General features: G+C 60.5%; 16 protein-coding genes. 3 read left to right on the top strand and 13 right to left on the bottom strand.

Translation table 11 applies throughout. The features are described 5' to 3' along the window. Positions 1-189: 189 nt before the first annotated feature. Entirely contained in the window at positions 190-573 is a 384-nt protein-coding gene (locus PseAD21_RS10460; protein ID WP_042704943.1) for a type II toxin-antitoxin system PemK/MazF family toxin, read from the bottom strand. 216 nt (positions 574-789) lie between these two features. Here PseAD21_RS10460 and PseAD21_RS10465 point away from each other — a divergent pair, with 216 nt between their 5' ends. Then, positions 790-1,227 (top strand): excinuclease, encoded by a 438-nt coding sequence (locus PseAD21_RS10465; RefSeq protein ID WP_102355608.1) that lies wholly within the window; start codon positions 790-792, stop codon positions 1,225-1,227. A gap of 104 nt (positions 1,228-1,331) precedes the next feature. On the opposite strand, the gene PseAD21_RS10470 is transcribed toward PseAD21_RS10465, so the two are convergent. After that, positions 1,332-2,234 carry a LysR family transcriptional regulator gene (locus tag PseAD21_RS10470; protein WP_099757784.1) on the bottom strand — a complete coding sequence of 301 codons (903 nt, stop codon included), beginning with the start codon at positions 2,232-2,234 and terminating at the stop codon, positions 1,332-1,334. A 118-nt stretch (positions 2,235-2,352) separates the two neighbouring features. Between PseAD21_RS10470 and PseAD21_RS10475 the strand changes: the two genes are divergently transcribed. Beyond that, a complete protein-coding gene (locus PseAD21_RS10475) occupies positions 2,353-3,627 on the top strand; it encodes an MFS transporter (protein ID WP_102355609.1) in 1,275 nt (424 codons plus the stop codon). A 177-nt stretch (positions 3,628-3,804) separates the two neighbouring features. Here the strand turns inward: PseAD21_RS10475 and hemE are convergent, their stop codons facing one another. The 11 genes from hemE to PseAD21_RS10535 all read right to left on the bottom strand — a co-directional run bounded on the left by hemE (position 3,805) and on the right by PseAD21_RS10535 (position 19,805). Then, a complete protein-coding gene (gene hemE, locus PseAD21_RS10480) occupies positions 3,805-4,872 on the bottom strand; it encodes a uroporphyrinogen decarboxylase (protein WP_102355610.1) in 1,068 nt (355 codons plus the stop codon). A 361-nt stretch (positions 4,873-5,233) separates the two neighbouring features. Further along, on the bottom strand, positions 5,234-6,652 hold the full coding sequence (locus PseAD21_RS10485) for an FAD-dependent oxidoreductase (RefSeq protein ID WP_039757038.1): 1,419 nt from the start codon (positions 6,650-6,652) through the stop codon (positions 5,234-5,236). A 126-nt stretch (positions 6,653-6,778) separates the two neighbouring features. Next, a complete protein-coding gene (gltB, locus tag PseAD21_RS10490; RefSeq protein WP_102355611.1) occupies positions 6,779-11,224 on the bottom strand; it encodes a glutamate synthase large subunit in 4,446 nt (1,481 codons plus the stop codon). 348 nt (positions 11,225-11,572) lie between these two features. Next, positions 11,573-13,159 (bottom strand): AAA family ATPase, encoded by a 1,587-nt coding sequence (locus PseAD21_RS10500; RefSeq protein WP_102355612.1) that lies wholly within the window; start codon positions 13,157-13,159, stop codon positions 11,573-11,575. A 10-nt stretch (positions 13,160-13,169) separates the two neighbouring features. Next, a complete protein-coding gene (aroB, locus tag PseAD21_RS10505) occupies positions 13,170-14,270 on the bottom strand; it encodes a 3-dehydroquinate synthase (RefSeq protein ID WP_102355613.1) in 1,101 nt (366 codons plus the stop codon). A gap of 151 nt (positions 14,271-14,421) precedes the next feature. Further along, complete coding sequence (gene aroK, locus PseAD21_RS10510) at positions 14,422-14,940, bottom strand: shikimate kinase AroK (RefSeq protein ID WP_024011270.1); 519 nt, start codon at positions 14,938-14,940, stop codon at positions 14,422-14,424. Positions 14,941-14,944: 4 nt separating this feature from the next. Continuing rightward, complete coding sequence (pilQ, locus tag PseAD21_RS10515) at positions 14,945-17,017, bottom strand: type IV pilus secretin PilQ (RefSeq protein WP_102355614.1); 2,073 nt, start codon at positions 17,015-17,017, stop codon at positions 14,945-14,947. A 13-nt stretch (positions 17,018-17,030) separates the two neighbouring features. Further along, complete coding sequence (locus tag PseAD21_RS10520; protein WP_102355615.1) at positions 17,031-17,558, bottom strand: pilus assembly protein PilP; 528 nt, start codon at positions 17,556-17,558, stop codon at positions 17,031-17,033. Then, positions 17,555-18,178 carry a type 4a pilus biogenesis protein PilO gene (gene pilO / locus PseAD21_RS10525; RefSeq protein ID WP_102355616.1) on the bottom strand — a complete coding sequence of 208 codons (624 nt, stop codon included), beginning with the start codon at positions 18,176-18,178 and terminating at the stop codon, positions 17,555-17,557. Before pilO ends, PseAD21_RS10520 begins: the two co-directional genes overlap by 4 nt. Then, complete coding sequence (locus PseAD21_RS10530; protein ID WP_102355617.1) at positions 18,175-18,741, bottom strand: PilN domain-containing protein; 567 nt, start codon at positions 18,739-18,741, stop codon at positions 18,175-18,177. Before PseAD21_RS10530 ends, pilO begins: the two co-directional genes overlap by 4 nt. Next, positions 18,741-19,805 carry a pilus assembly protein PilM gene (locus tag PseAD21_RS10535; RefSeq protein ID WP_102355618.1) on the bottom strand — a complete coding sequence of 355 codons (1,065 nt, stop codon included), beginning with the start codon at positions 19,803-19,805 and terminating at the stop codon, positions 18,741-18,743. Before PseAD21_RS10535 ends, PseAD21_RS10530 begins: the two co-directional genes overlap by 1 nt. Positions 19,806-20,024: 219 nt before the next feature. On the opposite strand from PseAD21_RS10535, the gene PseAD21_RS10540 reads away from it, so the two are divergent. Then, a complete protein-coding gene (locus PseAD21_RS10540) occupies positions 20,025-22,469 on the top strand; it encodes a penicillin-binding protein 1A (protein ID WP_371859052.1) in 2,445 nt (814 codons plus the stop codon). Positions 22,470-22,563 lie beyond the last annotated feature (94 nt).

Consider the following 22,563-nt stretch of genomic DNA (forward strand, 5'->3'; position numbering starts at 1 on the left):
CGCCAATTGGCGCCCTTTCACAAACAGGTTGGCTTGTCATCGCCGATCACCTGTCTGGCTCTGCGATGGCTGGTCGCCCAGGATCCTCAGAGTCTCACAAGCCCCTTGCGGGAACGCTCGCAGTATTGCCCGAATCATCAATCAGGACAACGGCTGGCGTTTGGCCTCACTGCGCCACTTCTGTTGCCATTACAGCCCAAGCGCCCGCCTGACTGCGGCTTTAACGGCGCAGAACTCTTCTGTTTCAAGGTGTGAGATCAAATAGACGCGCCGTCCTTCACGATCTCTGCTTTTGATCCGGTCCAGTCGGGAAAGGCTGACAGTGGCCACCATATCGCACTTCGCCCAACAGATCGGGCTGGCGCCTTGAAGATGGCTGGAGAGTTCGAAATGGTGATCAAGTAAACAATCCGGTGCAGTGGTACTGAGCGGTACGACCGTCACCAACATACTGTTGGTTCTGTGTTTTCGTATCACGACAACGGGTCTGACCTTGACCATCTCAGGTACTTCATAACCTCTGAAGTCGCAGATCAGAACACTACCTTCCTTGGGCTGGTATCGAAGTGGCATCCATGGCACTCACTTAAAGAAATCGATTCTGCGCAAGAAAACAAACACTCGCTAAAACAGTTCGTAACCGCAAATGTGGTGAACACGGCTCCACAAGCTGAATACTCGCCACACAGCATCTACACTCGCTCATGCAGGCCATCAATACGCCTGTCAGAACGGCGAGCCCGGTCGGTCGAGCACTCGCGGTTCTCTTTCACAGTCAAGGAGATGACCATGCAAGTGAAAGCCCTGATCGCCGCTGCGTTTTTCGCGCTACTGCCCAGCGCCAGCCACGCCACCAACCTCATGTACATGCCCTTCGAAACTGTGCTGTCGGATGCGATTCGCGCCGGGCGGCTGGATGGCAGTGTGAAGTTCTATCTGCTCGGTAATGGGCCGCAGGGCACGCAGCAGTTGCTGCGCCGAGGGGTGGTCAGTGATTTGAAGACCAATGGTTTCAACAAGAGTGACCACAACTCCTGCGAGTGGGTGTTGCAGTCGAATCTGATCAAGTTGCAGGCCGATGCCAAGCGGGTCGGGGCGAATGCTGTAATGAATATCGTCAGTTACTACGACCAGCATGTGCGCAAGGATTTGAATACGTACGAGTGCCGGGCGGGGATATTTGTCACGCGGGTGGCGTTGAAGGGGGATTTGGTGCGGTTGCCCTGAAATCTGTGATGTTTGGGCCGACGCCTTCGCGAGCAGGCTCGCTCCCACCTTGGAATGCGTTCCCCTGTGGGAGCGAGCCTGCTCGCAATTTGATTGCGCAACAATCACGCCTTTGAAGGTTCAACCTTGCGCGTGAGCAGGTCGACAAACGCCTTGGCCATCGGCGATTTCTGATCCTTGCGCTGCACCAGCCACACCGCAGACACCGCTTCCGGATCGAGCAACGGGCGATAGACCACGCCGTCGATGCGCATCCGCTGATAAGACGCCGGCAGTACCGAAACTCCAAGCCCCGCTGCGACCAGACCGATGATGGTCATCGCCTCCCCCGCTTCTTGAGCGAAGTGCGGGCTGAACCCGGCATCGCGCGCCAGACTCAGCAATTGCGCATACAGCCCGCTGCCGTAACTGCGCGGAAAGAACACGAACGGCTCCAGTGCCAGCGCCGAGAGGAACAGCCCTTCTTCACTGCCTTGCGCCAACGGATGCTTGGAACCGAGTACCGCGACCAGCGGCTCACGCATCAACTCCACCACACTCAGCGAATCCGGCAGGCCCAGCGGGCGCATGATGCCGACCTCGATCGACTCGTCCACCAGGCCCTCGGCAACCTGCGTGCTACTCATCTCGCGAAGGTTCAGGTGCACGGCCGGGAAACGCTGGCGAAAGGCAAAGATCGCCTGGGGAATGGTCGAGTTGAACGGTGCCGACGAGGTGAAGCCGATCTTCAGTTCACCCAGCTCACCGAGTTGCGCACGCCGGGCGACATCTGCCGCTTTGTCGACTTGCGCCAGCACCAGCCGCGCCTCTTCGAGAAACAATCGGCCAGCCTCGCTCAGTTCGACCCGACGATTAGTTCTTTCAAATAACCGCGCGCCGACCTCTTGCTCCAGCGCCTGAATCTGCTGGCTCAGCGGTGGCTGGGAGATCCCCAGCACCTGTGCGGCGCGGCCGAAATGCAGTTCTTCGGCGACGGCGATGAAGTAGCGCAGATGACGCAATTCCATGGACACCCCATTAGGTCGTTAAAGCTATCAAACAGGTCGAACAATATATTGGATAGAAACATTAGCCAGCTATATGATTTTTTCATTGCCTGCCTGGCCGTGCCCTCCGAGGTCTGATGTGAAAACCGCCGCCGCCCCTCTTGCCCATGAAGTTCCGCCTGCCGCGGCGGACGATGTCGTTGCCGAGCTGCAAGAGATCTACATCGAAAAAGGCACGCCGATGTTCATGCGCACGGTGCTGGCGCTGTTCAGCGGCGGATTCGCGACGTTTGCCCTGCTCTACTGCGTGCAGCCGATGATGCCGCTGTTGTCCCATGAGTACGGAATCAACGCGGCGCAGAGCAGCCTGATCCTCTCGGTGGCCACCGGCATGCTCGCTATCGGCCTGTTGATCACCGGGCCGATTTCCGACCGCATCGGACGCAAACCGGTGATGGTCGCGGCGCTGTTCGCCGCAGCGCTGTGCACCATCGCCAGTTCGATGATGCCGAGCTGGCAAGGTGTGCTGATCATGCGTGCGCTGATCGGGCTGTCGCTGAGCGGCCTGGCGGCAGTGGCGATGACCTACCTGAGCGAAGAGATCCACCCGCAGCACATCGGTCTGGCGATGGGGCTTTATATCGGCGGCAACGCCATTGGCGGGATGAGTGGGCGGTTGATCACCGGCGTGCTGATCGACTTCGTCAGCTGGCACACGGCGATGCTGGTGATCGGCGGTCTGGCGCTGATTGCGGCAGCGGTGTTCTGCAAGATCCTTCCCGAGTCGCGCAACTTCCGCTCGCGCTCGCTGCACCCGCGCAGCCTGCTCGACGGCTTCACCATGCACTTTCGCGATGCCGGTCTGCCGCTGTTGTTTCTCGAAGCGTTCGTGCTGATGGGCGCGTTCGTTACGCTGTTCAACTACATCGGTTATCGCCTGCTCGCCGCGCCGTACAACCTTGATCAGGTGTTCGTCGGGTTGCTCTCGGTGGTGTACCTGTCAGGTATCTACAGTTCGGCGAAGATCGGTTCGCTGGCGGACAAGCTGGGGCGACGCAAAGTATTGTGGGCGACCATTGCGCTGATGTTTGCCGGCCTTGCCTTGACGATGTTTACGCCGCTGTTGCTGGTGATCGTCGGCATGCTGATCTTCACTTTTGGCTTCTTCGCTGCGCACTCGGTGGCGAGTAGCTGGATTGGCCGGCGGGCGACCAAGGCCAAGGGGCAGGCGTCGTCGTTGTACCTGTTCAGTTATTACGCCGGCTCCAGCATTGCCGGGACGGCGGGTGGGGTGTTCTGGCATTTGGGCGGGTGGAACGGGATTGGCTTGTTTATTGGTGCACTGTTGTTGGTGGCGCTGCTGGTTGCGTTGAAGCTGGCGAAGTTGCCGCCGCTGGGCGGTGTAAAAGCCTGACAAGAATCCCATGTAGGAGTGAGCCTGCTCGCGATAGCGGTGTATCAGCCAACATATTAGGCGACTGACTCACCGCTATCGCGAGCAGGCTCACTCCTACAATTTATCCGCGTCCGACTTTGGATCATCGAAACAAAAACGCCCGGCATATGCCGGGCGTTTTTTATCGGGCGAAGATCACTCGTGATACTGCGCCGACAACTCATGCACCGCACGCAGGAACGCACCGGCGTGCTCCGGATCAACCTCAGGGGTGATGCCGTGACCCAGGTTGAACACATGCCCGCTGCCCTTGCCGTAGCTGGCCAGAATACGGCCCACTTCAGTGCGGATCGCTTCCGGTTTGGCGTAGAGCACGGTCGGGTCCATGTTGCCTTGCAGGGCAACCTTGTCACCAACACGGGCGCGGGCGTTGCCGATGTCGCAGGTCCAGTCCAGGCCCAGTGCGTCGGCGCCAGCCTCGGCGATGCTTTCCAGCCACAGGCCGCCGTTTTTGGTGAACAGGATCACCGGCACCTTGCGACCGTCGTGCTCGCGGATCAGGCCGCTGACGATTTTCTTCATGTAGGCCAGGGAGAATTCCTGGTACGCCGCGGCCGACAGATTGCCGCCCCAGGTATCGAAGATCTGCACCGCTTGTGCGCCGGCCTGGATCTGACCGTTGAGGTACGAGGTCACCGACTGCGCCAGTTTATCCAGCAGCAGGTGCATGGCTTGCGGGTTGTCGTAGAGCATCGCCTTGGTTTTGCGGAAGTCTTTCGACGAGCCGCCTTCGACCATGTAAGTCGCCAGGGTCCACGGGCTGCCAGAGAAGCCGATCAGCGGCACGCGGCCGTTCAGCTCGCGGCGGATGGTGCTGACCGCGTCCATCACGTAACCGAGATCCTTGTGCGGATCAGGGATCGGCAAGGCTTCGATATCCGCCAGAGTGCTGACGACTTTCTTGAAGCGCGGACCTTCACCGGTCTCGAAGTACAAACCCTGGCCCATGGCATCGGGGATGGTGAGGATGTCGGAAAACAGGATCGCCGCATCCAGTTGCGGAAAGCGGTCGAGCGGTTGCAACGTGACTTCGCAGGCGAACTCCGGATTCATGCACAGGCTCATGAAATCACCGGCGTGGGCACGGCTGGCGCGGTACTCCGGCAGGTAGCGGCCGGCCTGGCGCATCATCCACACAGGGGTGACGTCAACGGGTTGCTTGAGCAGGGCGCGGAGGAAACGGTCGTTCTTCAGGGCAGTCATGTCGGCATCCGGAAAAAAAGTGCGGGCATTTTCTCAGAGCGCGACGCAAAAGGCACGGATGCAGGTCAGCCTTTTGTCTATCGGGTCAATTTATTGCGCAATGATCGTTCCCACGCTCTGCGTGGTAACGCCTCCTGTGACGCTCTGCGTCAAGCTTTTTGGGACGCAGAGCGTCCCCGGCTGCATTCCCACGCAGAGCGTGGGAACGATCAATGCGCTATCAGCAACACCGAGAAACAACTGTGGGAGCGAGCCCGCTCGCGAAGAGGTCGGCACATCCAACATTTAAGTTGGCTGACAGACCGCTTTCGCGAGCAGGCTCGCTCCCACAGATTTATTGCGTTTGGCTCAGGAGCCGGGATCAGACGCCCAGGTAATCGAGGATCCCTTCGGCGGCATTGCGGCCTTCGAAGATCGCCGTCACCACCAGGTCGGAACCGCGCACCATATCGCCACCGGCGAAGATTTTCGGGTTGCTGGTCTGGTGCTTGTACTGACCTTGCTCAGGCGCGACGACGCGGCCCTGGCTGTCGGTCTGAATTTCGAACTGTTCGAACCACGGCGCCGGGCTCGGGCGGAAACCGAAAGCGATGACCACGGCGTCGGCCGGGATAATCTCTTCGGAACCCGGGATCGGCTCAGGGCTGCGACGGCCACGGGCGTCCGGTTCGCCGAGACGGGTCTCGACCACTTTGACGCCTTCAACCTTGTCTTCACCGACGATCGCGATCGGCTGGCGGTTATAGAGAAATTTCACGCCTTCTTCCTTGGCGTTCTTCACCTCTTTGCGCGAGCCGGGCATGTTCGCTTCGTCACGACGATAAGCGCAGGTCACCGACTTGGCGCCCTGGCGAATCGAGGTGCGGTTGCAGTCCATCGCGGTGTCACCACCGCCGAGTACCACGACCTTCTTGCCTTTCATGTCGACGAAATCTTCCGGCGACTTTTCAAAGCCCAGGTTACGGTTGACGTTGGCGATCAGGAAGTCCAACGCGTCGTAGACGCCCGGCAGATCCTCACCGGCAAAACCACCCTTCATGTAGGTGTAGGTGCCCATGCCCATGAACACCGCATCGTATTCGGCGAGCAGTTGTTCCATGGTCACGTCTTTGCCGACCTCGGTATTGAGGCGGAACTCGATGCCCATGCCGGTGAAGACTTCGCGACGATTGCTCAGCACGGTCTTTTCCAGCTTGAACTCGGGGATACCGAACGTCAGCAGACCGCCGATTTCCGGGTTCTTGTCGAACACCACCGGGGTCACGCCGCCGCGTACCAGCACGTCGGCACAGCCCAGACCCGCCGGGCCCGCACCGATGATCGCGACACGCTTGCCGGTTGGCTTGACCTTGGACATGTCCGGGCGCCAGCCCATGGCAAACGCGGTGTCAGTGATGTACTTCTCGACCGAACCGATGGTCACGGCGCCGAAACCGTCGTTGAGGGTGCAGGCACCCTCGCACAGACGATCCTGGGGACAAACCCTGCCGCAGACTTCCGGCAGGGTGTTGGTCTGGTGCGACAGTTCGGCGGCCTGGAGGATGTTGCCCTCGGCCACCAGCTTCAGCCAGTTCGGAATGAAGTTGTGCACCGGGCACTTCCATTCGCAATACGGGTTGCCGCAACCCAGGCAGCGGTGGGCCTGATCGGCCGACTGCTGGGGTTTGAACGGTTCGTAGATTTCGACGAACTCTTTCTTGCGTTGACGCAACAGTTTCTTCTTCGGATCTTTGCGCCCGACATCGATGAATTGAAAGTCGTTACTGAGACGTTCGGCCATCTTCAAAACCTCTTACACGACAGCTCCAAGCTACAAGCTTCAAGCTGCAAGAAAATCACATTAGTCCGTTACAGCGCGCACTGGCTTCAGCTTGCCGCTTGAAGCCAGTGGCTTGCAGCTGCGCCGTTATTGCGGACTCGCACGAGTACTGGAGAGCAGAGATTTCAGACTCGCCGCCTTCGGTTTGACCAGCCAGAAACGGCGCAGGTAGTCATCGAGGTTTTCGGCGAGTTCACGACCCCACTCGCTGTCGGTTTCCGCGACGTACTCGTTCAGCACGTTTTGCAGGTGGCTGCGATAGGCTTCCATCGCCTCGCCGCTGATCCGCTGGATTTCCACCAGTTCGTGGTTGACCCGGTCAACGAAGGTGTTGTCCTGATCGAGCACATAGGCGAAACCACCGGTCATGCCAGAGCCGAAGTTGTAACCGGTCTTGCCCAGAACGCAGACGAAACCACCGGTCATGTACTCGCAGCAGTGATCGCCAGTGCCTTCCACAACCGTGTGGGCACCGGAGTTACGCACGGCGAAACGCTCACCTGCAGTGCCGGCGGCGAACAGCTTGCCGCCCGTGGCGCCGTACAGGCAGGTGTTGCCGATGATGGCGCTTTCCTGAGTCTTATAAACGCTGCCTTTCGGCGGCACGATGGTCAGCTTGCCACCGGTCATGCCTTTGCCGACGTAGTCGTTGGCGTCGCCTTCCAGGTACAGGTTCAGACCGCCGGCGTTCCACACGCCGAAGCTCTGACCGGCAGTGCCCTTGAAGCGGAAGGTGATCGGCGCTTTCGCCATCCCCTGGTTGCCGTGCTTGCGGGCGATTTCGCCGGAGATCCGCGCGCCGATCGAACGGTCGCAGTTGCAGATGTCCAGATCGAACTCGGCGCCGCTCATGTCGTTGATCGCCGGCGAAGCCATCTCGACCATTTTCTCGGCCAGCAGGCCTTGGTCGAACGGCGGGTTGCGCTCAACGCCGCAGAACTGTGGCTTGTCCGCCGGAATGTGATCGCTACCCAGCAGCGGGGTCAGATCCAGGTGGTGTTGCTTGGCGGTCTGGCCCTCGAGGATTTCCAGCAGATCGGTGCGACCGATCAGTTCTTCGAGGGAGCGCACGCCGAGTTTGGCCAGCCACTCACGGGTTTCTTCGGCGACGTAGGTGAAGAAATTCACCACCATGTCGACGGTACCGATGTAGTGATCCTTGCGCAGCTTCTCGTTCTGCGTCGCAACGCCGGTGGCGCAGTTGTTCAGGTGGCAGATACGCAGGTATTTGCAGCCCAGCGCGATCATCGGCGCGGTACCGAAGCCGAAGCTTTCAGCGCCGAGGATTGCAGCCTTGATCACGTCGAGGCCGGTTTTCAGGCCGCCGTCGGTCTGCACCCGGACTTTGCCGCGCAGGTCGTTGCCGCGCAGGGTCTGGTGGGTTTCGGCGAGGCCGAGTTCCCACGGTGCGCCCGCGTATTTGATCGAAGTCAGCGGCGAAGCACCGGTGCCACCGTCGTAGCCGGAGATGGTGATCAAGTCCGCGTAGGCCTTGGCTACACCGGCGGCGATGGTGCCGACGCCTGCTTCAGCCACCAGCTTCACCGAAACCAGTGCCTTCGGGTTGACCTGCTTCAGGTCGAAAATCAGCTGCGACAAGTCTTCGATCGAATAGATGTCGTGGTGCGGCGGTGGCGAAATCAGGGTCACGCCCGGTACTGCGTAACGCAACTTGGCGATCAGCCCGTTCACTTTACCGCCCGGCAGTTGTCCGCCCTCGCCCGGCTTGGCGCCCTGGGCGACCTTGATCTGCAGCACTTCGGCGTTGACCAGGTATTCCGGGGTTACGCCGAAGCGGCCAGTCGCAACCTGCTTGATTTTCGAGCTCTTGATGGTGCCGTAACGCGCCGGATCTTCACCACCTTCACCGGAGTTGGAACGCGCACCGAGGCGGTTCATGGCTTCGGCCAGGGCTTCGTGAGCTTCCGGCGACAAGGCGCCCAGCGAGATACCGGCGGAGTCGAAGCGCTTGAGCACCGATTCCAGCGGTTCGATTTCACTGATGTCCAGCGGTGTGTCGAGAGTCTTGACCTTGAACAGGTCGCGGATCATCGACACCGGACGGTTGTCCACCAGCGAGGTGTATTCCTTGAACTTGGCGTAGTCGCCCTGCTGCACGGCGGCTTGCAGGGTGTTGACCACGTCCGGGTTGTAGGCGTGATATTCGCCACCGTGGACGAACTTCAGCAAACCGCCCTGCTGGATCGGCTTGCGCGGACTCCAGGCTTCGGTGGCGAGTGCTTTCTGCTCGGCTTCGATGTCGACGAAGCGCGCGCCCTTGATTCGGCTCGGCACGCCACGGAAGCTCAGCTCGCAGACTTCTTCGGACAGGCCGATGGCTTCGAACAACTGCGCACCGCGATAGGAGGCGATGGTCGAGATGCCCATCTTCGACAGGATCTTCAGCAGGCCTTTGGTGATGCCTTTACGGTAGTTCTTGAACACCTCATAGAGGTCGCCCAGCACTTCACCGGTACGGATCAGGTCACCCAGCACTTCGTAGGCCAGGAACGGATAGACCGCCGAGGCGCCGAAACCGATCAGCACCGCGAAGTGATGCGGATCGCGTGCGGTCGCGGTTTCCACGAGGATGTTGGAATCGCAGCGCAGGCCTTTTTCGGTCAGGCGGTGGTGCACTGCACCGGTCGCCAGGGATGCGTGGATCGGCAGTTTGCCCGGCGCGATATGGCGGTCGCTGAGGACGATCTGGGTACGACCGGCACGCACGGCTTCTTCAGCCTGATCGGCGACGTTGCGGATCGCCGCTTCGAGGCCGACGCTTTCGTCGTAGTTGAGGTCGATGATCTGCCGCTCGAAACCCGGGCGGTCGAGGTTCATCAGCGAGCGCCACTTGGCCGGGGAAATGACCGGCGAGCTGAGGATCACGCGCGAGGCGTGTTCCGGCGACTCCTGGAAAATGTTGCGCTCGGCACCGAGGCAGATTTCCAGCGACATCACGATTGCTTCACGCAGCGGGTCGATCGGCGGGTTGGTGACCTGCGCGAATTGCTGGCGGAAATAATCGTAAGGCGTGCGTACACGCTGCGACAGCACGGCCATCGGCGTGTCATCGCCCATCGAACCGACGGCTTCGTAGCCCTGTTCGCCGAGCGGACGCAGCACCTGATCACGCTCTTCGAACGTGACCTGATACATCTTCATGTATTGCTTGAGCTGATCGACGTCGTAGAACGCCGAACCGTGGTCGTTGTCTTCCATGGTCGCCTGAATGCGCAGGGCATTCTTGCGCAGCCATTGCTTGTACGGATGACGGGACTTCAGACGGTTGTCGATCGCGTCGGTGTCGAGGATCTGCCCGGTTTCGGTGTCCACGGCGAGGATCTGGCCCGGACCGACACGGCCCTTGGCGATCACGTCTTGCGGCTGGTAGTTCCAGACGCCGATTTCCGAAGCAACGGTAATGAAACCGTTGGTGGTGGTGACCCAGCGCGCCGGACGCAGACCGTTACGGTCAAGCAGGCACACCGCGTAACGACCGTCGGTCATGACCACGCCGGCCGGGCCATCCCACGGTTCCATGTGCATCGAGTTGTACTCGTAGAACGCACGCAGATCCGGGTCCATGGTTTCGACGTTCTGCCACGCAGGCGGAATAATCATCCGCACACCACGGAACAGGTCGATGCCGCCGGTGACCATCAGTTCAAGCATGTTGTCCATGCTCGATGAGTCAGAACCGACACGGTTGACCAGCGGGCCGAGTTCTTCCAGATCCATCAGATCGTTGGTGAACTTGGTCCGACGGGCCTGTGCCCAGTTACGGTTGCCGGTGATGGTGTTGATCTCGCCGTTGTGGGCGAGGAAGCGGAATGGCTGAGCCAGCGGCCATTTCGGCAGGGTGTTGGTGGAAAAGCGCTGGTGAAATACGCAGATCGCGGTTTGCAGACGCTGATCACCGAGGTCCGGATAGAACGCGGCCAGGTCGGCCGGCATCATCAGGCCTTTATAGATGATGGTCTTGTGCGAAAAGCTGCAGATGTAGTGGTCGGTATCGGCGGCGTTGGCCACCGACGAGCGACGACGGGCGCTGAACAGCTTGACCGCCATGTCCTGATCGCTCAGGCCTTCACCGCCGATGTACACCTGCTCGATCTGCGGCAGGCGCTCAAGGGCCAGGCGGCCGAGGACGCTGGTGTCGATCGGCACTTTGCGCCAGCCGATCAGTTGCAGGCCTTCAGCGAGGATCTCGCGGTTCATGTTCTCGCGAGCGGCTTCGGCCTTGGCCGGATCCTGGTTGAAGAAGACCATGCCCACGGCATATTGCTTGGGCAGCTCGACGCTGAAGGTTTCCTGGGCAATGGCACGCAGGAAGGCATCGGGTTTTTGAATCAGCAGACCGCAACCGTCACCGGTCTTGCCGTCGGCATTAATCCCACCGCGGTGGGTCATGCAGGTCAGGGCCTCAATGGCCGTTTGCAAAAGGGTATGACTGGGCTCGCCCTGCATATGGGCTATCAGGCCGAAACCGCAGTTATCCTTGAATTCATCTGGTTGGTACAGACCTGCTTTCATAGACACTTTCTCACCAGGCTGCCTCTTTTCGAGGCAAATTTCTTTTCAATTCAACCACTTGCATTCCGCGCCGAACGTACGCCGGCTTAGCGGGGCAAAAGGGTGGTCATTGTACACAGCGACACAGACGCTCACAAATTTGACGACGAAATGTCGCAAATCCATGTCGCATTTGTGAAAGGTTTAAAGCGATCTGCTGTGCTAGTCAAAACTTTTTTAATTCTGACTGCAACGACTCAAAGACTACTGTGACGCAGACACCACAAGGCACGCGACCTGGAAGGAAGCGCGCACGTGTAGAAATTTTGAGGTGCTTGGAGAGGCGGCCTGGGTAAGGCCGCCGAATCTTCAGCGAGTTGTTGCCAGTTCCTGTTGGACGCTGGCGACAGTGCGAGGCCAAGGTTTACCAGCCTGAACCTTCGCTGGCAAGGCCTTGATGGCAGAAACGGCTGCATCACGATTGGCGAAGTTGCCGTAGGTGATCACGTAGAGAGGTTTGCCGTTGAGGACTTTCTTGAAATAACGGTACTCGCCGCCCTGCTCCTTGACGAAATTCTGTGCGGCGGCTTCGGAGCTGGTGCCGAGGATCTGCACCACGTAGTTACTGGTCGGCTGACCGGCGTACCAGCTGCCACCGGCGGCTTTGGCGACGGTAACCGGTTTCTCGGCCGGTTTGGCTGCTACAGCGGGTTTGGCCGGCGCAGGAGCAGGTTTTGCCGCTGGAGCCGGAGCGGGTTTGGCGGTAGCGATCTGAGTCGGCGCTGGAGTCGGCTTGGCTGCTGGCACCGGAACCGGGGTCGGTGCCGGACCGGCCGGAACACCTGCCGGCGGTGCGGAGGTGGTGACGGTCGGCGGCGTAGCGCTGGAGCCTTCAAGCGGCACGCCGTCGTCACCTTCGGTGATGCCACCAGCGGCTTCAGCCAACGGGCCACGCATGACCGGCTGCGAGTTGCCGACCAACGGCAGCGGCATTGGCTGGGTATTGCCGGCGAACTCGACGTTCGGCGCGCCACCCTTGGCGCCCTGACCCAACGGCAGTTGTGCCTGTTCGTTGGCGGGTGCGCCGGTGGTTGGTGCCTTGTTACGACCCGGCATCAGCCAGGCAGCGGCGACCGCGACCACAACGACAGCGGAAATCGCCAATACGTGTTTCTTCGGCATGTTGAACCCCATACTTGGACGCTTCACCGCAGAGCGGCTGGCAATCATGACTTCGATCAGTGCATCGCGAGCAACCTGGTTGATGTTGCCAGGCCAACCCTCGGCGCTTTCGTGAATATCAGAGATCTGATCCGCGGTGAAAAGTTCGACACCCCGGCCCGCACCTTCGAGCCGCTGGTCGAGGTATTCGCGGGTTTCCTCTTCGGTATACGGCTGCAATTCGATGACGTGGAAGCGCTCTTCCTCGAGATGCAGAGCCTCCAGCTGAGCGATCAGCGACGACTCACCGAACAGGAACACGTGCGGACGACCTTCCGGTGCACCGGCGCCCAGCGCCATCAGCGCTTCTAACGCAGATTCATCAAGTTGCTCGGCGTCGTCCACCAGCAGATAGACTTCCTGACCCGTGAGAGCAAGCTGTACCACTTGCGCCAGAATCGCACCGACCTCGGCCTGCGCCACGTTCAGCGCCTGGGCGACCTGCCGCAGGATGCCGGCGGCATCGCCTGCACCACGGGCCGACACTACAACGCTCTGCACCGATTGCTTGTTGGTACTGGCCACCAGTGCCTGGCGCAACAGGGTCTTGCCGCTGCCTTGCGGGCCGGTGACCACCAGCAGCAACTGGCTGTAACGCGCCAGGTGGTGCAGTTGACCCAGCACCGGCTTGCGCTGGGCCGGGAAGAATTTGAAGCCCGGCACCCGCGGCGCGAACGGGTCGTGACTTAACTGGAAATGGCCGAGGAACGCCTCGTCGGCATGCAAACTAGTCATCGGAATCTTATTAACCTTTAAGCTGAGCCAGAGCGCGGTAATCCGCTCCCAGCGTGGCCTGTAGAACCTCTTTCGGATAATCGGCGGTCACCACCGCTTCGCCCATCCGGCGCAGCAGCACCAGGCGCAGACGACCGTCGATCACTTTTTTATCAACTGCCATATGTTCGAGAAAATCGGCTTCGGTCATTTCTTCCGGCGGAATCACCGGCAGACCGGCACGCTGGAACAGACGAATGCCGCGATCACGTTCCTGCTCGCTGATCCAGCCCAGGCGCGCGGACATCTCCAGCGCCATCACGGTGCCAGCAGCGACCGCCTCACCATGCAACCAGACACCATAGCCCATGTGGGTCTCGATGGCGTGGCCGAAGGTGTGGCCGAGGTTGAGCGTGGCGCGTACGCCAGTTTCCTTCTCATCGGCGCCGACCACGGCAGCCTTGGCTGCGCAGGAGCGCTCGATGGCGTAAGTCAGGACTTTCTGGTCCAGCGCACGCAGGGCGTCGACATTGTCTTCGAGCCAGGTCAGGAACGGTTCATCGCAGATCAGCCCGTACTTGATGACTTCCGCCAGGCCTGCCGACAGTTCACGCGCCGGCAGGGTTTTCAGGGACGCGGTATCGATCAGCACCACGTTCGGCTGGTAGAACGCGCCGACCATGTTCTTGCCCAGCGGATGGTTGATGCCGGTCTTGCCGCCCACCGACGAGTCGACCTGGGACAGCAGCGTGGTAGGAATCTGGATGAAATCGACGCCGCGCTGGTAGCAGGCGGCGGCGAAACCGGCCATGTCACCGATGACCCCGCCACCGAGGGCGATGATCGTGGTGCGGCGGTCATGACGGGCGGTCAGCAGGCCGTCGAAGATCAGTTGCAGGGTTTCCCAGTTCTTGAAGGCTTCGCCGTCCGGCAGCACCACGGAAATCACCGAGAACGATGCAAGGCTTTGGGTCAGACGTTCGAGATAGAGCGGCGCAACGGTCTCGTTGGAGATGATTGCTACTTGCCGCCCATGGATATGCGGCGCCAGCAACTCGGGCTGATCCAACAAACCTTCGCCAATATGAATCGGGTAGCTGCGCTCGCCTAAATCGACCTTGAGTGTCTGCATGTGTCCCCACAGTGAAGATGGAAGCAGGCGTCCTGCCTTGAATTATTGGATGTCCGCGACCTTTAGCTGATGTGACGCCGCTCGCACGCCATCCGCCACAACCTCGACGGAGGTGGCAGGACGCCGAGGATAACGCATTTACGGCGGCGCTTTAACGGGGTGGAAGCTGTGCCAGACGGTCGAGAATGTCGAGCACCACCATGCGCGGCGGCCGTTCGTCGGTTTCCACCACCAGATCGGCGATCTCCCGATAGAGCGGATCGCGAATCTCGAGCAAGTCACGCAGAGTCTTCGCCGGATCGGCGGTGCGCAGCAAAGGACGGTTGCGATCACGCGACGTACGGCCGACCTGCTGCTCGACGGAGGCGTGCAGATACACCACCCGCCCGCCTTCGTGCAGGGCCTTGCGGTTGGCGTCGCGCATCACCGCACCGCCGCCGGTCGCCAGCACCACGCCGTCGAACGCGCACAGCTCGGCGATCATCGCCTGCTCACGGTCACGAAAGCCGGGCTCGCCTTCCTTGTCGAAGATCCACGGGATATTGGCGCCCGTGCGCAGTTCAATTTCCTTGTCGGAATCTTTGAACGGCAGGCGCAGCTCTTTGGCCAGCAACCGGCCGATGGTGCTTTTTCCAGCGCCCATCGGTCCTACAAGAATCAAATTTCGCACAGAATCAACGACTCACAGCAATCGCCTGGTTATTCATGATACGCGGAGTGAGAAATACCAGCAGCTCGGATTTTTTCTCCGAAACCACATCACGCCGGAAAAGGCGGCCAAGATACGGCACATCGCCAAGAAATGGCACCTTATCTACGACCTTGCTTTGAGTATTTGAGAAAACACCGCCAATCACGATGGTCTCGCCGTCGTTCACCAGCACTTTGGCGTTGACCTCGTTCTTCTTGATCGGCGGCACATCCTGCACCTTGTTCAGGTAGTCCGGCTCGTCCTTGGTGACCTTGACCTCCATGATAATGCGGTTGTCGGGGGTGATCTGCGGCGTCACTTCCAGCGACAGCGACGCCTCCTTGAATGACACCGAAGTCGCGCCGCTGGAACTGGCTTCCTGATACGGAATCTCGGTGCCCTTGAGGATCTTCGCGGTCTCCTTGTCGGAGGTGACCACTTTGGGTTGGGAGACGATTTCGCCGTTGCCGGTTTTCTCCATCGCCGTCAGCTCAAGATCGAGCAGCACGTTGTCGGTGATGAAGGCGATGCCGATCCCAGAGGTATTACCGACCGTGCCCATGTCGACAAATGGCGAGTTGGTGCTGGTGCTGCCCGGCGTGCCAATGGTGGTCGAGGAGCCGTTACTGACCCCGGACGTGTTCCAGTTGCCTTTGTTCTGGATCGAACCGCCCCAGCGCACGCCCAGGCTCTTGTCGTAATCGACGTTGGCTTCGACGATTCGCGCCTCGATCATCACCTGGCGCACTGGAATATCCAGCTGCGCCACGATCCGTCGCAGCTCGTCGAGGCGATCCTGGGTCTGGTAGGCAATGATGTTGTTGGTCCGCTCATCGACGGTGATCGAGCCGCGCTCGTCGATTTTCGCTTCGGCGCTGGTCACCGACTGGAACAGTTTGGCGATGTCCGCCGCCTTGGCGTAGTTCACTTGCAGCAGCTCGCGGCGCAGCGGAGCCAGTTCGGCGATCTGTTTCTGCGACTCCAGTTCCTGACGCTCACGGGCAGCGATTTCGTCAGCCGGCGCCACCAGCAACACGTTGCCGATCTTGCGTTTATCCAGCCCCTTGGTTTTCAGCACCAGGTCCAGAGCCTGATCCCACGGTACGTTTTGCAGGCGCAAGGTGATGCCGCCCTGCACCGTGTCGCTGGCCACCAGATTGAGGTTGGTGAAGTCGGCGATCAGTTGCAGCACCGAGCGTACGTCGATGTCCTGGAAATTCAGCGAGAGTTTTTCGCCACTGTAGGCCTGGCGTTCAGCATTGCGCTTTTGCAGGTCATCGACCGTCATCGGGCGAATACTGACAGTCAGCTTGTTGTCGGTCTGGTAGGTCGAATAGTCGAAAGTGCCGCTGGGCTCGATGGTAATGATCGCGCGATCGCCGGTCGCGGCGCTGTTGACGAACTGCACCGGGGTGGCGAAATCCTTGACGTCGAGGCGCACCCGCAGTCGGTCGGGCAACTGGGTGCGGGCAAAGCTGAGGATGATCTTGCCGTCATGCTCCTGGATGTCCGGGGCGATGGCAGGGTCCGACAAGTCGATAACTACGTTGCCCTCCCCGGCGGTGCCGCGCTGGAAGTCGACGCCACGAATGGCTTTGGCGACAGGCGCGTAAACCTTCGCCGGAGCTGCGGCTGGCCGTGGCGCAACAGCGGCCGGACGTGGTGCAGCAGGCTTGGCGCCCTGCCCGACCACCACGAACAGATTGTTGCCCTCGACCCGGAAAGTGTAAGGGCTAAGCTGCGTCAGGTTGATGATCAATCGCGTGCGATCATTGGCCTCGACCACCGTGGCGCTGCGTGCGTTGCCGCTGCCCAGATCGCGGGTCTTGCTCGTCAGCTGACTGGCGACACCCGGCAGATCCAGCGCGATTCGTGCCGGCGACTCGGTGGTGTAGCCCTTGGGCTGTGGGGGCGGGCCGTCGAAGGACAGCTTCAGCTCGACGCGGTCGCCGGGCAATGCCGCCACATCCAGCGTCTTCAGGCTGGCCGCCAGAACCATCGGTGAAAGCAGCGCTATCCATAGCGAAAAACCGAGGGTGGAGAAAATCCTGTTCATTGTTCGACTTCCACTATGAGTGCTCTTTCAAAGGAATGGTGCGCGGACGTTCCAGCCAGGCGCCTTCGCCGTCGGGCACGATCTCGACCACATCGACCTGAGTGGCGCTGATGGCGACGATGCGCCCGTCGTTGCGCCCCAGGTAGTCGCCGACTTTCAACCGATGCACCCCGCCCGCCCCACGCAACAGGGCAAAGGAGCCGGAGGCATTGGAGATCGTGCCGACCATTTCAAACTGCTCGATGTTGAAACCTTCGAGGTATTGCTTGACCCGGTTCGGGTCGGGTTTGACGTTACGCGCGCCGCGCTGCTGACCAGCCAGATCGACCCGCACCTGACGCGAAAACGGGCTGCGCAGGTTGGCCGCGCTGTAGGTGAACGTGGGGTAGGAATGGAAAGTTGGCGCCGGCTCGATCCGCCCCGCCGGTCGCAGACGCACCTCGTTCATGTAAGCGTCGAGGTCGCTGAACTCATCATTGCTGCCGCAACCGCTCAGCCCCACCAGCACCATAGACAGGGCGAAATAACGCATCGGGGTCATTTTTCCAGCCCCTTGTCGTTATAGCGGTAAGTCTTGGCGAGGATGCTCATGCGCAGCTTCGTGCCGCCGTCCGGGTTGGCGGGGGCCAGCTCGAAATCGTGCAAGGTGACGATCCGTGGCAACCCGGCGACGCCACTGACGAAAGTCGCAAGATCGTGATAGGCCCCGGTGACGGTGATCTGGATCGGCAATTCGATGTAGAACGGCTGGGTCACTTCCGGCAGCAGCTTGATCTCTTCGAATTCGAGGCCGCTGCCCAATCCGGTACGGGTGATGTCCTCCAGCAAACCGGGGACTTCAGTGTCGCTGGGCAATTGCCGCAGGAGCACGCCGAAGGAGTTCTCCATCTCCTTCATCTGCTGGGTGTACAGCTCCAGATTGGCGGCCATGTGCGCCTTGCTGGCGAATTGTTCCTTCAAGGTGTCTTCTTCCTGACGCTTGGCTTCAAGCTGGTTTTCCATGTCGCTGATGAAAAAGTTATAGCCAAGTGCCAACACCAGCACCGCCAGCAACGCCCCGGCGATGGTTTTCACTGCGGCCGGCCAGGAACCGATGTTGCTGGTGTCCAGATCGTTGAAGTCGATGTTGCGCAAACCCTGCAGCCATTCGGACGGTTTCATTTTTCGCCCTCCACGGCTGCTGGCTGAGTCTGACGGACGGTCAACTGAAAGACGTTGGCCTGATCCACCTGACCGGCGGTCGTCGCTTTCACCTCGTTGAGGCTCGGTGCGTCAAACCAGTCGGAGGCATCCAGGTTGCGCATCAACTCCGAAACCCGATTGTTGGACTCGGCCGCACCACTGATGGTCAGGGTCTTGCCCACCAGCTTCACACTGGTGAAATACACGCCGTCCGGCAGGGTGCGCGCCAGTTGATCGAAGATTCGCCCGCTGATCTGCCGGTTGCCCTGCAGGTCCTGGATGATGCGCATGCGTTCGACCAACTGTTGGCGCCGAGCCTTGAGTTCGCTGATCTGCTTGATCCGCTCGTCGACCACGGCAATCTGTTTGCCGACGTAGGCATTGCGCGCTGCCTGCCGCTCAATGGCGGTATTGAATATCTGATTGGCGATGAACACCGCGCCCACCGAACAGACGAACACCCCGATCAGGATCAGCAGGAAGCGTTTGCGCCGTTCTTCGCGGCGCTCCTCACGCCAGGGGAGAAGGTTGATCCGCGCCATCAGTCGAAACTCCTGAGCGCGAGCCCGCAGGCGATCATCAAGGCCGGCGCATCACTGGCCAGGGCCCCCGCGTTGACCTTGCTGCTCAAGGCCATATTGGAAAACGGATTGGCGACTTGAGTCGGAGTGCCCAGCCGTTGCTCGATCAGGCGATCCAACCCTGGCACCGACGCCGTGCCACCGGCCAAAAGGATGTGATCGACGGCGTTGTACTGCCCGGAGGCAAAGAAAAACTGCAATGAACGCGACACCTGCTGCACCAGCGCATCACGGAACGGCTGCAAGACTTCGCTGACATAGTCGTCGGGCAGGCCACCCTGCTTTTTCGCCAGTCCGGCCTGCTCGACGGTCAGGCCATAGCGACGCTGGATCTCTTCGGTCAGTTGCCGACCACCGAACAGTTGCTCGCGGGTATAGATGATGCGGCCGTTGTGCAGCACGCTGAGGGTGGTCATGGTCGCGCCGATGTCCACCACCGCGACCGTCAGGCGCTCCTGCGAGGCCGCCAACTGGGTGGCTAGCAGACCGAATGAGCGCTCCAGTGCGTAGGCCTCGACATCGACCACCCGCGCAGTCAGCCCCGCCAGCGCCAGCGCCGCTTCGCGGACTTCGACGTTTTCCTTGCGGCAGGCGGCGAGCAACACGTTGACCCGTTCCGGGTTGCGCAGCGACACACCCTGAACTTCGAAATCGATGGCGACTTCGTCCAGCGGGTAGGGAATGTACTGGTCGGCTTCGATCTTCAGCTGGTTTTCCAGCTCGTCGTCGGTCAGCCCGGCGTCCATTTCGATGACCTTGGTGATCACCGCAGAACCGGCCACTGCCACCGCCACGCTCCTGAGCCCGGTGCGCGCCTTGACCAGCACCCGGGACAAGGTGTGACCCACACCTTCGAGTTCGGCGATGTTCTTTTCGACCACGGCATTGGGCGGCAGCGGTTCCACCGCATAGGCCTCGACCCGATAGCGCTCGCCCTGGCGGCTCAGCTCCAACAGCTTCACCGACGTGGAGCTGATGTCGATCCCCAGTAACATATTGGTCTTTTTATTGAAGAGTCCCAGCACTACCAATTCCCTATGACTTTCCGTGAGTTACGGACTCTGTAATACGCATTGCGTTCCTTCACCCCGTCTTGACAGAAGCGCAAATGACGCCCCCAGCAGAAAAGTGCTTATAATGCCCAGCGTTTTTTTCCGCTTTTTACTGCCGGCCCAGGCTGTTCTGTGTGTTACCGGAACCCTGTCGCCAAATTCATTCTTTGCCCTGGATGTCCAAAAGCCTTGATTCGTCTGCTGAAATTTTTCGGTTGGTCCATCGTCGCCGTTTTCTGCGGACTGCTTTTAGGTCTCAGCGGCGCGTTTCTTTACCTTAGTCCGGGTTTGCCGTCTGTGGAGGCGCTGAGAAGCATTCAGTTGCAGATTCCGCTGCGGGTCTACAGCAGCGACAACAAGTTGATCGCAGAATTTGGCGAAATGCGCCGTACTCCGATCCGTTTCGCCGACATTCCGCCCAATTTCATTAATGCGTTACTAAGTGCTGAAGACGACAATTTCGCCAACCACTATGGCGTCGATCCGAGCAGCCTGATGCGTGCCGCAACCCAACTGGTCAAAAGCGGACACATTCAGTCCGGCGGCAGCACCATCACCATGCAGGTGGCGAAGAACTTCTTCCTGACCAGCGAACGCAGCTTCTCGCGCAAAACCACGGAAATCCTCCTGGCCCTGCAGATCGAACGGCAGTTGACCAAGGACGAGATCCTCGAGTTGTACGTGAACAAGATCTATCTAGGCAACCGTGCCTACGGCATTGAGGCGGCGGCGCAGGTGTATTACGGCAAGTCGATCCGCGACATCAGCCTGGCGCAGATGGCGATGATCGCCGGCCTGCCGAAAGCCCCGTCGCGCTTCAACCCGCTGGCCAACCCGGCACGCAGCAAGGAACGTCGCGACTGGATCCTCGGCCGCATGTACAAGCTCGGGAAGATTTCCGAGGCTGACTACACCGCTGCGATCAACGAGCCTCTGAACGCCAGCTACCACGTACCGACCCCGGAAGTGAACGCGCCGTACATTGCTGAAATGGCCCGCGCCGAAATGGTCGGCCGCTACGGCAGCGACGCCTATACCGAAGGTTTCCGCGTCACTACCACGGTGCCGAGCAACTTGCAGGAAATGGCCAACACCGCCCTGCACGAAGGCTTGATGACCTACGACCAGCGTCATGGCTACCGCGGCCCCGAGTCGCGCCTGCCGGGCAAGACCCACGAGGCATGGGCGACCGAGCTGACCAAGCAGCGCACTATCAGCAGCCTGGAGCCGGCCATCGTCACTCAGGTCGACAAGAATGGCTTGCAGGTGCTGACCCGTACCGGCGAAGAGCACGTTGCCTGGGACACCATGAAATGGGCGCGCCCGTTCCTCAATACCAACAGCATGGGCGCCGCACCGCGTCAGCCGTCGGATGTGGCACAGGTCGGCGACCTGATTCGCGTACAGCGTCAGCCGAACAACTCGCTGAAGTTCAGCCAGATCCCGCAGGCGCAAGGCGCGCTGGTATCGCTGGATCCGCAGAACGGCGCGATTCGCTCGCTGGTCGGCGGCTTCGCATTCGAGCAGAGCAATTACAACCGCGCCCTGCAGGCCAAACGTCAGCCAGGTTCGAGCTTCAAGCCGTTCGTCTACAGCGCTGCGCTGGACAGCGGCTACACCGCCGCAACCCTGGTCAACGATGCCCCGATCGTGTTCGTCGACGAGTACCTGGACAAAGTCTGGCGGCCGAAGAACGACACCAACACCTTCCTCGGTCCGATCCGTCTGCGCGAAGCGCTTTACAAGTCGCGTAACCTGGTGTCGATCCGCCTGCTGCAGGCGATGGGCGTGGGCAAGACCATCGACTACATCACCCGCTTCGGCTTCAACAAGCAGGATCTGCCGCCGAACCTGTCGCTGGCCCTGGGCACCGCGACTCTGACCCCGATGGAAATCGCCACCGGCTGGAGTGCTTTTGCCAACGGCGGCTTCAAGATCACCCCGTACATCATCGACAAGATCGAAAGCCGTAACGGCGACACGCTGTTCGTCGCCAACCCGCCGACCGTGCCACAGGGCAGCTCGGCCACTGATGGCCTTGCCGCGCCGGCGTCTCAGCCGATCACCGTCAACGCCGCGCCAGTACCGGGTGAAGCCCCGGGCGCTGCCGCCGCGCCACAGGCACCGGCCGTGGCCGAGCGGATTGTCGATGGCCGCACCACGTACATCCTCAACAGCATGCTGCAGGACGTGATCAAGCTCGGCACCGGTCGCCGCGCACTGGCCATGGGCCGCAGCGACATCGCAGGCAAGACCGGTACCACTAACGAATCGAAGGATGCGTGGTTCTCCGGTTACAACGCCGATTACGTGACCACCGTGTGGACCGGTTTCGACCAGCCGGAAAGTCTCGGTCGCCGCGAGTTCGGTGGCACCGTGGCACTGCCGATCTGGATGAACTACATGTCGGCTGCGCTGAAGGACAAGCCGCCGCACGTGCAGCCTGAGCCGGAAGGCATCCTCAGCCTGCGGGTGGATCCGGCCAGCGGTCGCGCGGCAACGCCAAGCACACCGGGCGCGTACTTTGAGCTGTTCAAGTCTGAAGACACCCCGCCGTCGGTGAATGAGCTGGGCAATGGCACTGCGCCAGGTAGCCCGCTGCCAGCGGATGAGCAGGCGCCGATCGACCTGTTCTGATCCACTGCCACTGAAAAGCCCCGCCTTCGACAGAAGTGCGGGGCTTTTTATTGCCTATCGGTTTTGTATGGCCTGGGCCGGCCTCTTCGCGAGC

Origin of the sequence: Pseudomonas sp. AD21 (assembly GCF_002878485.1) — a bacterium.
Classification (GTDB): Bacteria; Pseudomonadota; Gammaproteobacteria; order Pseudomonadales; family Pseudomonadaceae; genus Aquipseudomonas.

What these genes read in the sequence shown, in the direction of transcription:
- PseAD21_RS10460 (WP_042704943.1), bottom strand. Translation starts at nt 573, where the DNA reads ATGCCACTTCGATACCAGCCCAAGGAAGGTAGTGTTCTGATCTGCGAC.
- PseAD21_RS10465 (WP_102355608.1), top strand. Translation starts at nt 790, where the DNA reads ATGCAAGTGAAAGCCCTGATCGCCGCTGCGTTTTTCGCGCTACTGCCC.
- PseAD21_RS10470 (WP_099757784.1), bottom strand. Translation starts at nt 2,234, where the DNA reads ATGGAATTGCGTCATCTGCGCTACTTCATCGCCGTCGCCGAAGAACTG.
- hemE (WP_102355610.1), bottom strand. Translation starts at nt 4,872, where the DNA reads ATGACTGCCCTGAAGAACGACCGTTTCCTCCGCGCCCTGCTCAAGCAA.
- PseAD21_RS10485 (WP_039757038.1), bottom strand. Translation starts at nt 6,652, where the DNA reads ATGGCCGAACGTCTCAGTAACGACTTTCAATTCATCGATGTCGGGCGC.
- gltB (WP_102355611.1), bottom strand. Translation starts at nt 11,224, where the DNA reads ATGAAAGCAGGTCTGTACCAACCAGATGAATTCAAGGATAACTGCGGT.
- PseAD21_RS10500 (WP_102355612.1), bottom strand. Translation starts at nt 13,159, where the DNA reads ATGACTAGTTTGCATGCCGACGAGGCGTTCCTCGGCCATTTCCAGTTA.
- aroB (WP_102355613.1), bottom strand. Translation starts at nt 14,270, where the DNA reads ATGCAGACACTCAAGGTCGATTTAGGCGAGCGCAGCTACCCGATTCAT.
- pilQ (WP_102355614.1), bottom strand. Translation starts at nt 17,017, where the DNA reads ATGAACAGGATTTTCTCCACCCTCGGTTTTTCGCTATGGATAGCGCTG.
- PseAD21_RS10520 (WP_102355615.1), bottom strand. Translation starts at nt 17,558, where the DNA reads ATGACCCCGATGCGTTATTTCGCCCTGTCTATGGTGCTGGTGGGGCTG.
- pilO (WP_102355616.1), bottom strand. Translation starts at nt 18,178, where the DNA reads ATGAAACCGTCCGAATGGCTGCAGGGTTTGCGCAACATCGACTTCAAC.
- PseAD21_RS10530 (WP_102355617.1), bottom strand. Translation starts at nt 18,741, where the DNA reads ATGGCGCGGATCAACCTTCTCCCCTGGCGTGAGGAGCGCCGCGAAGAA.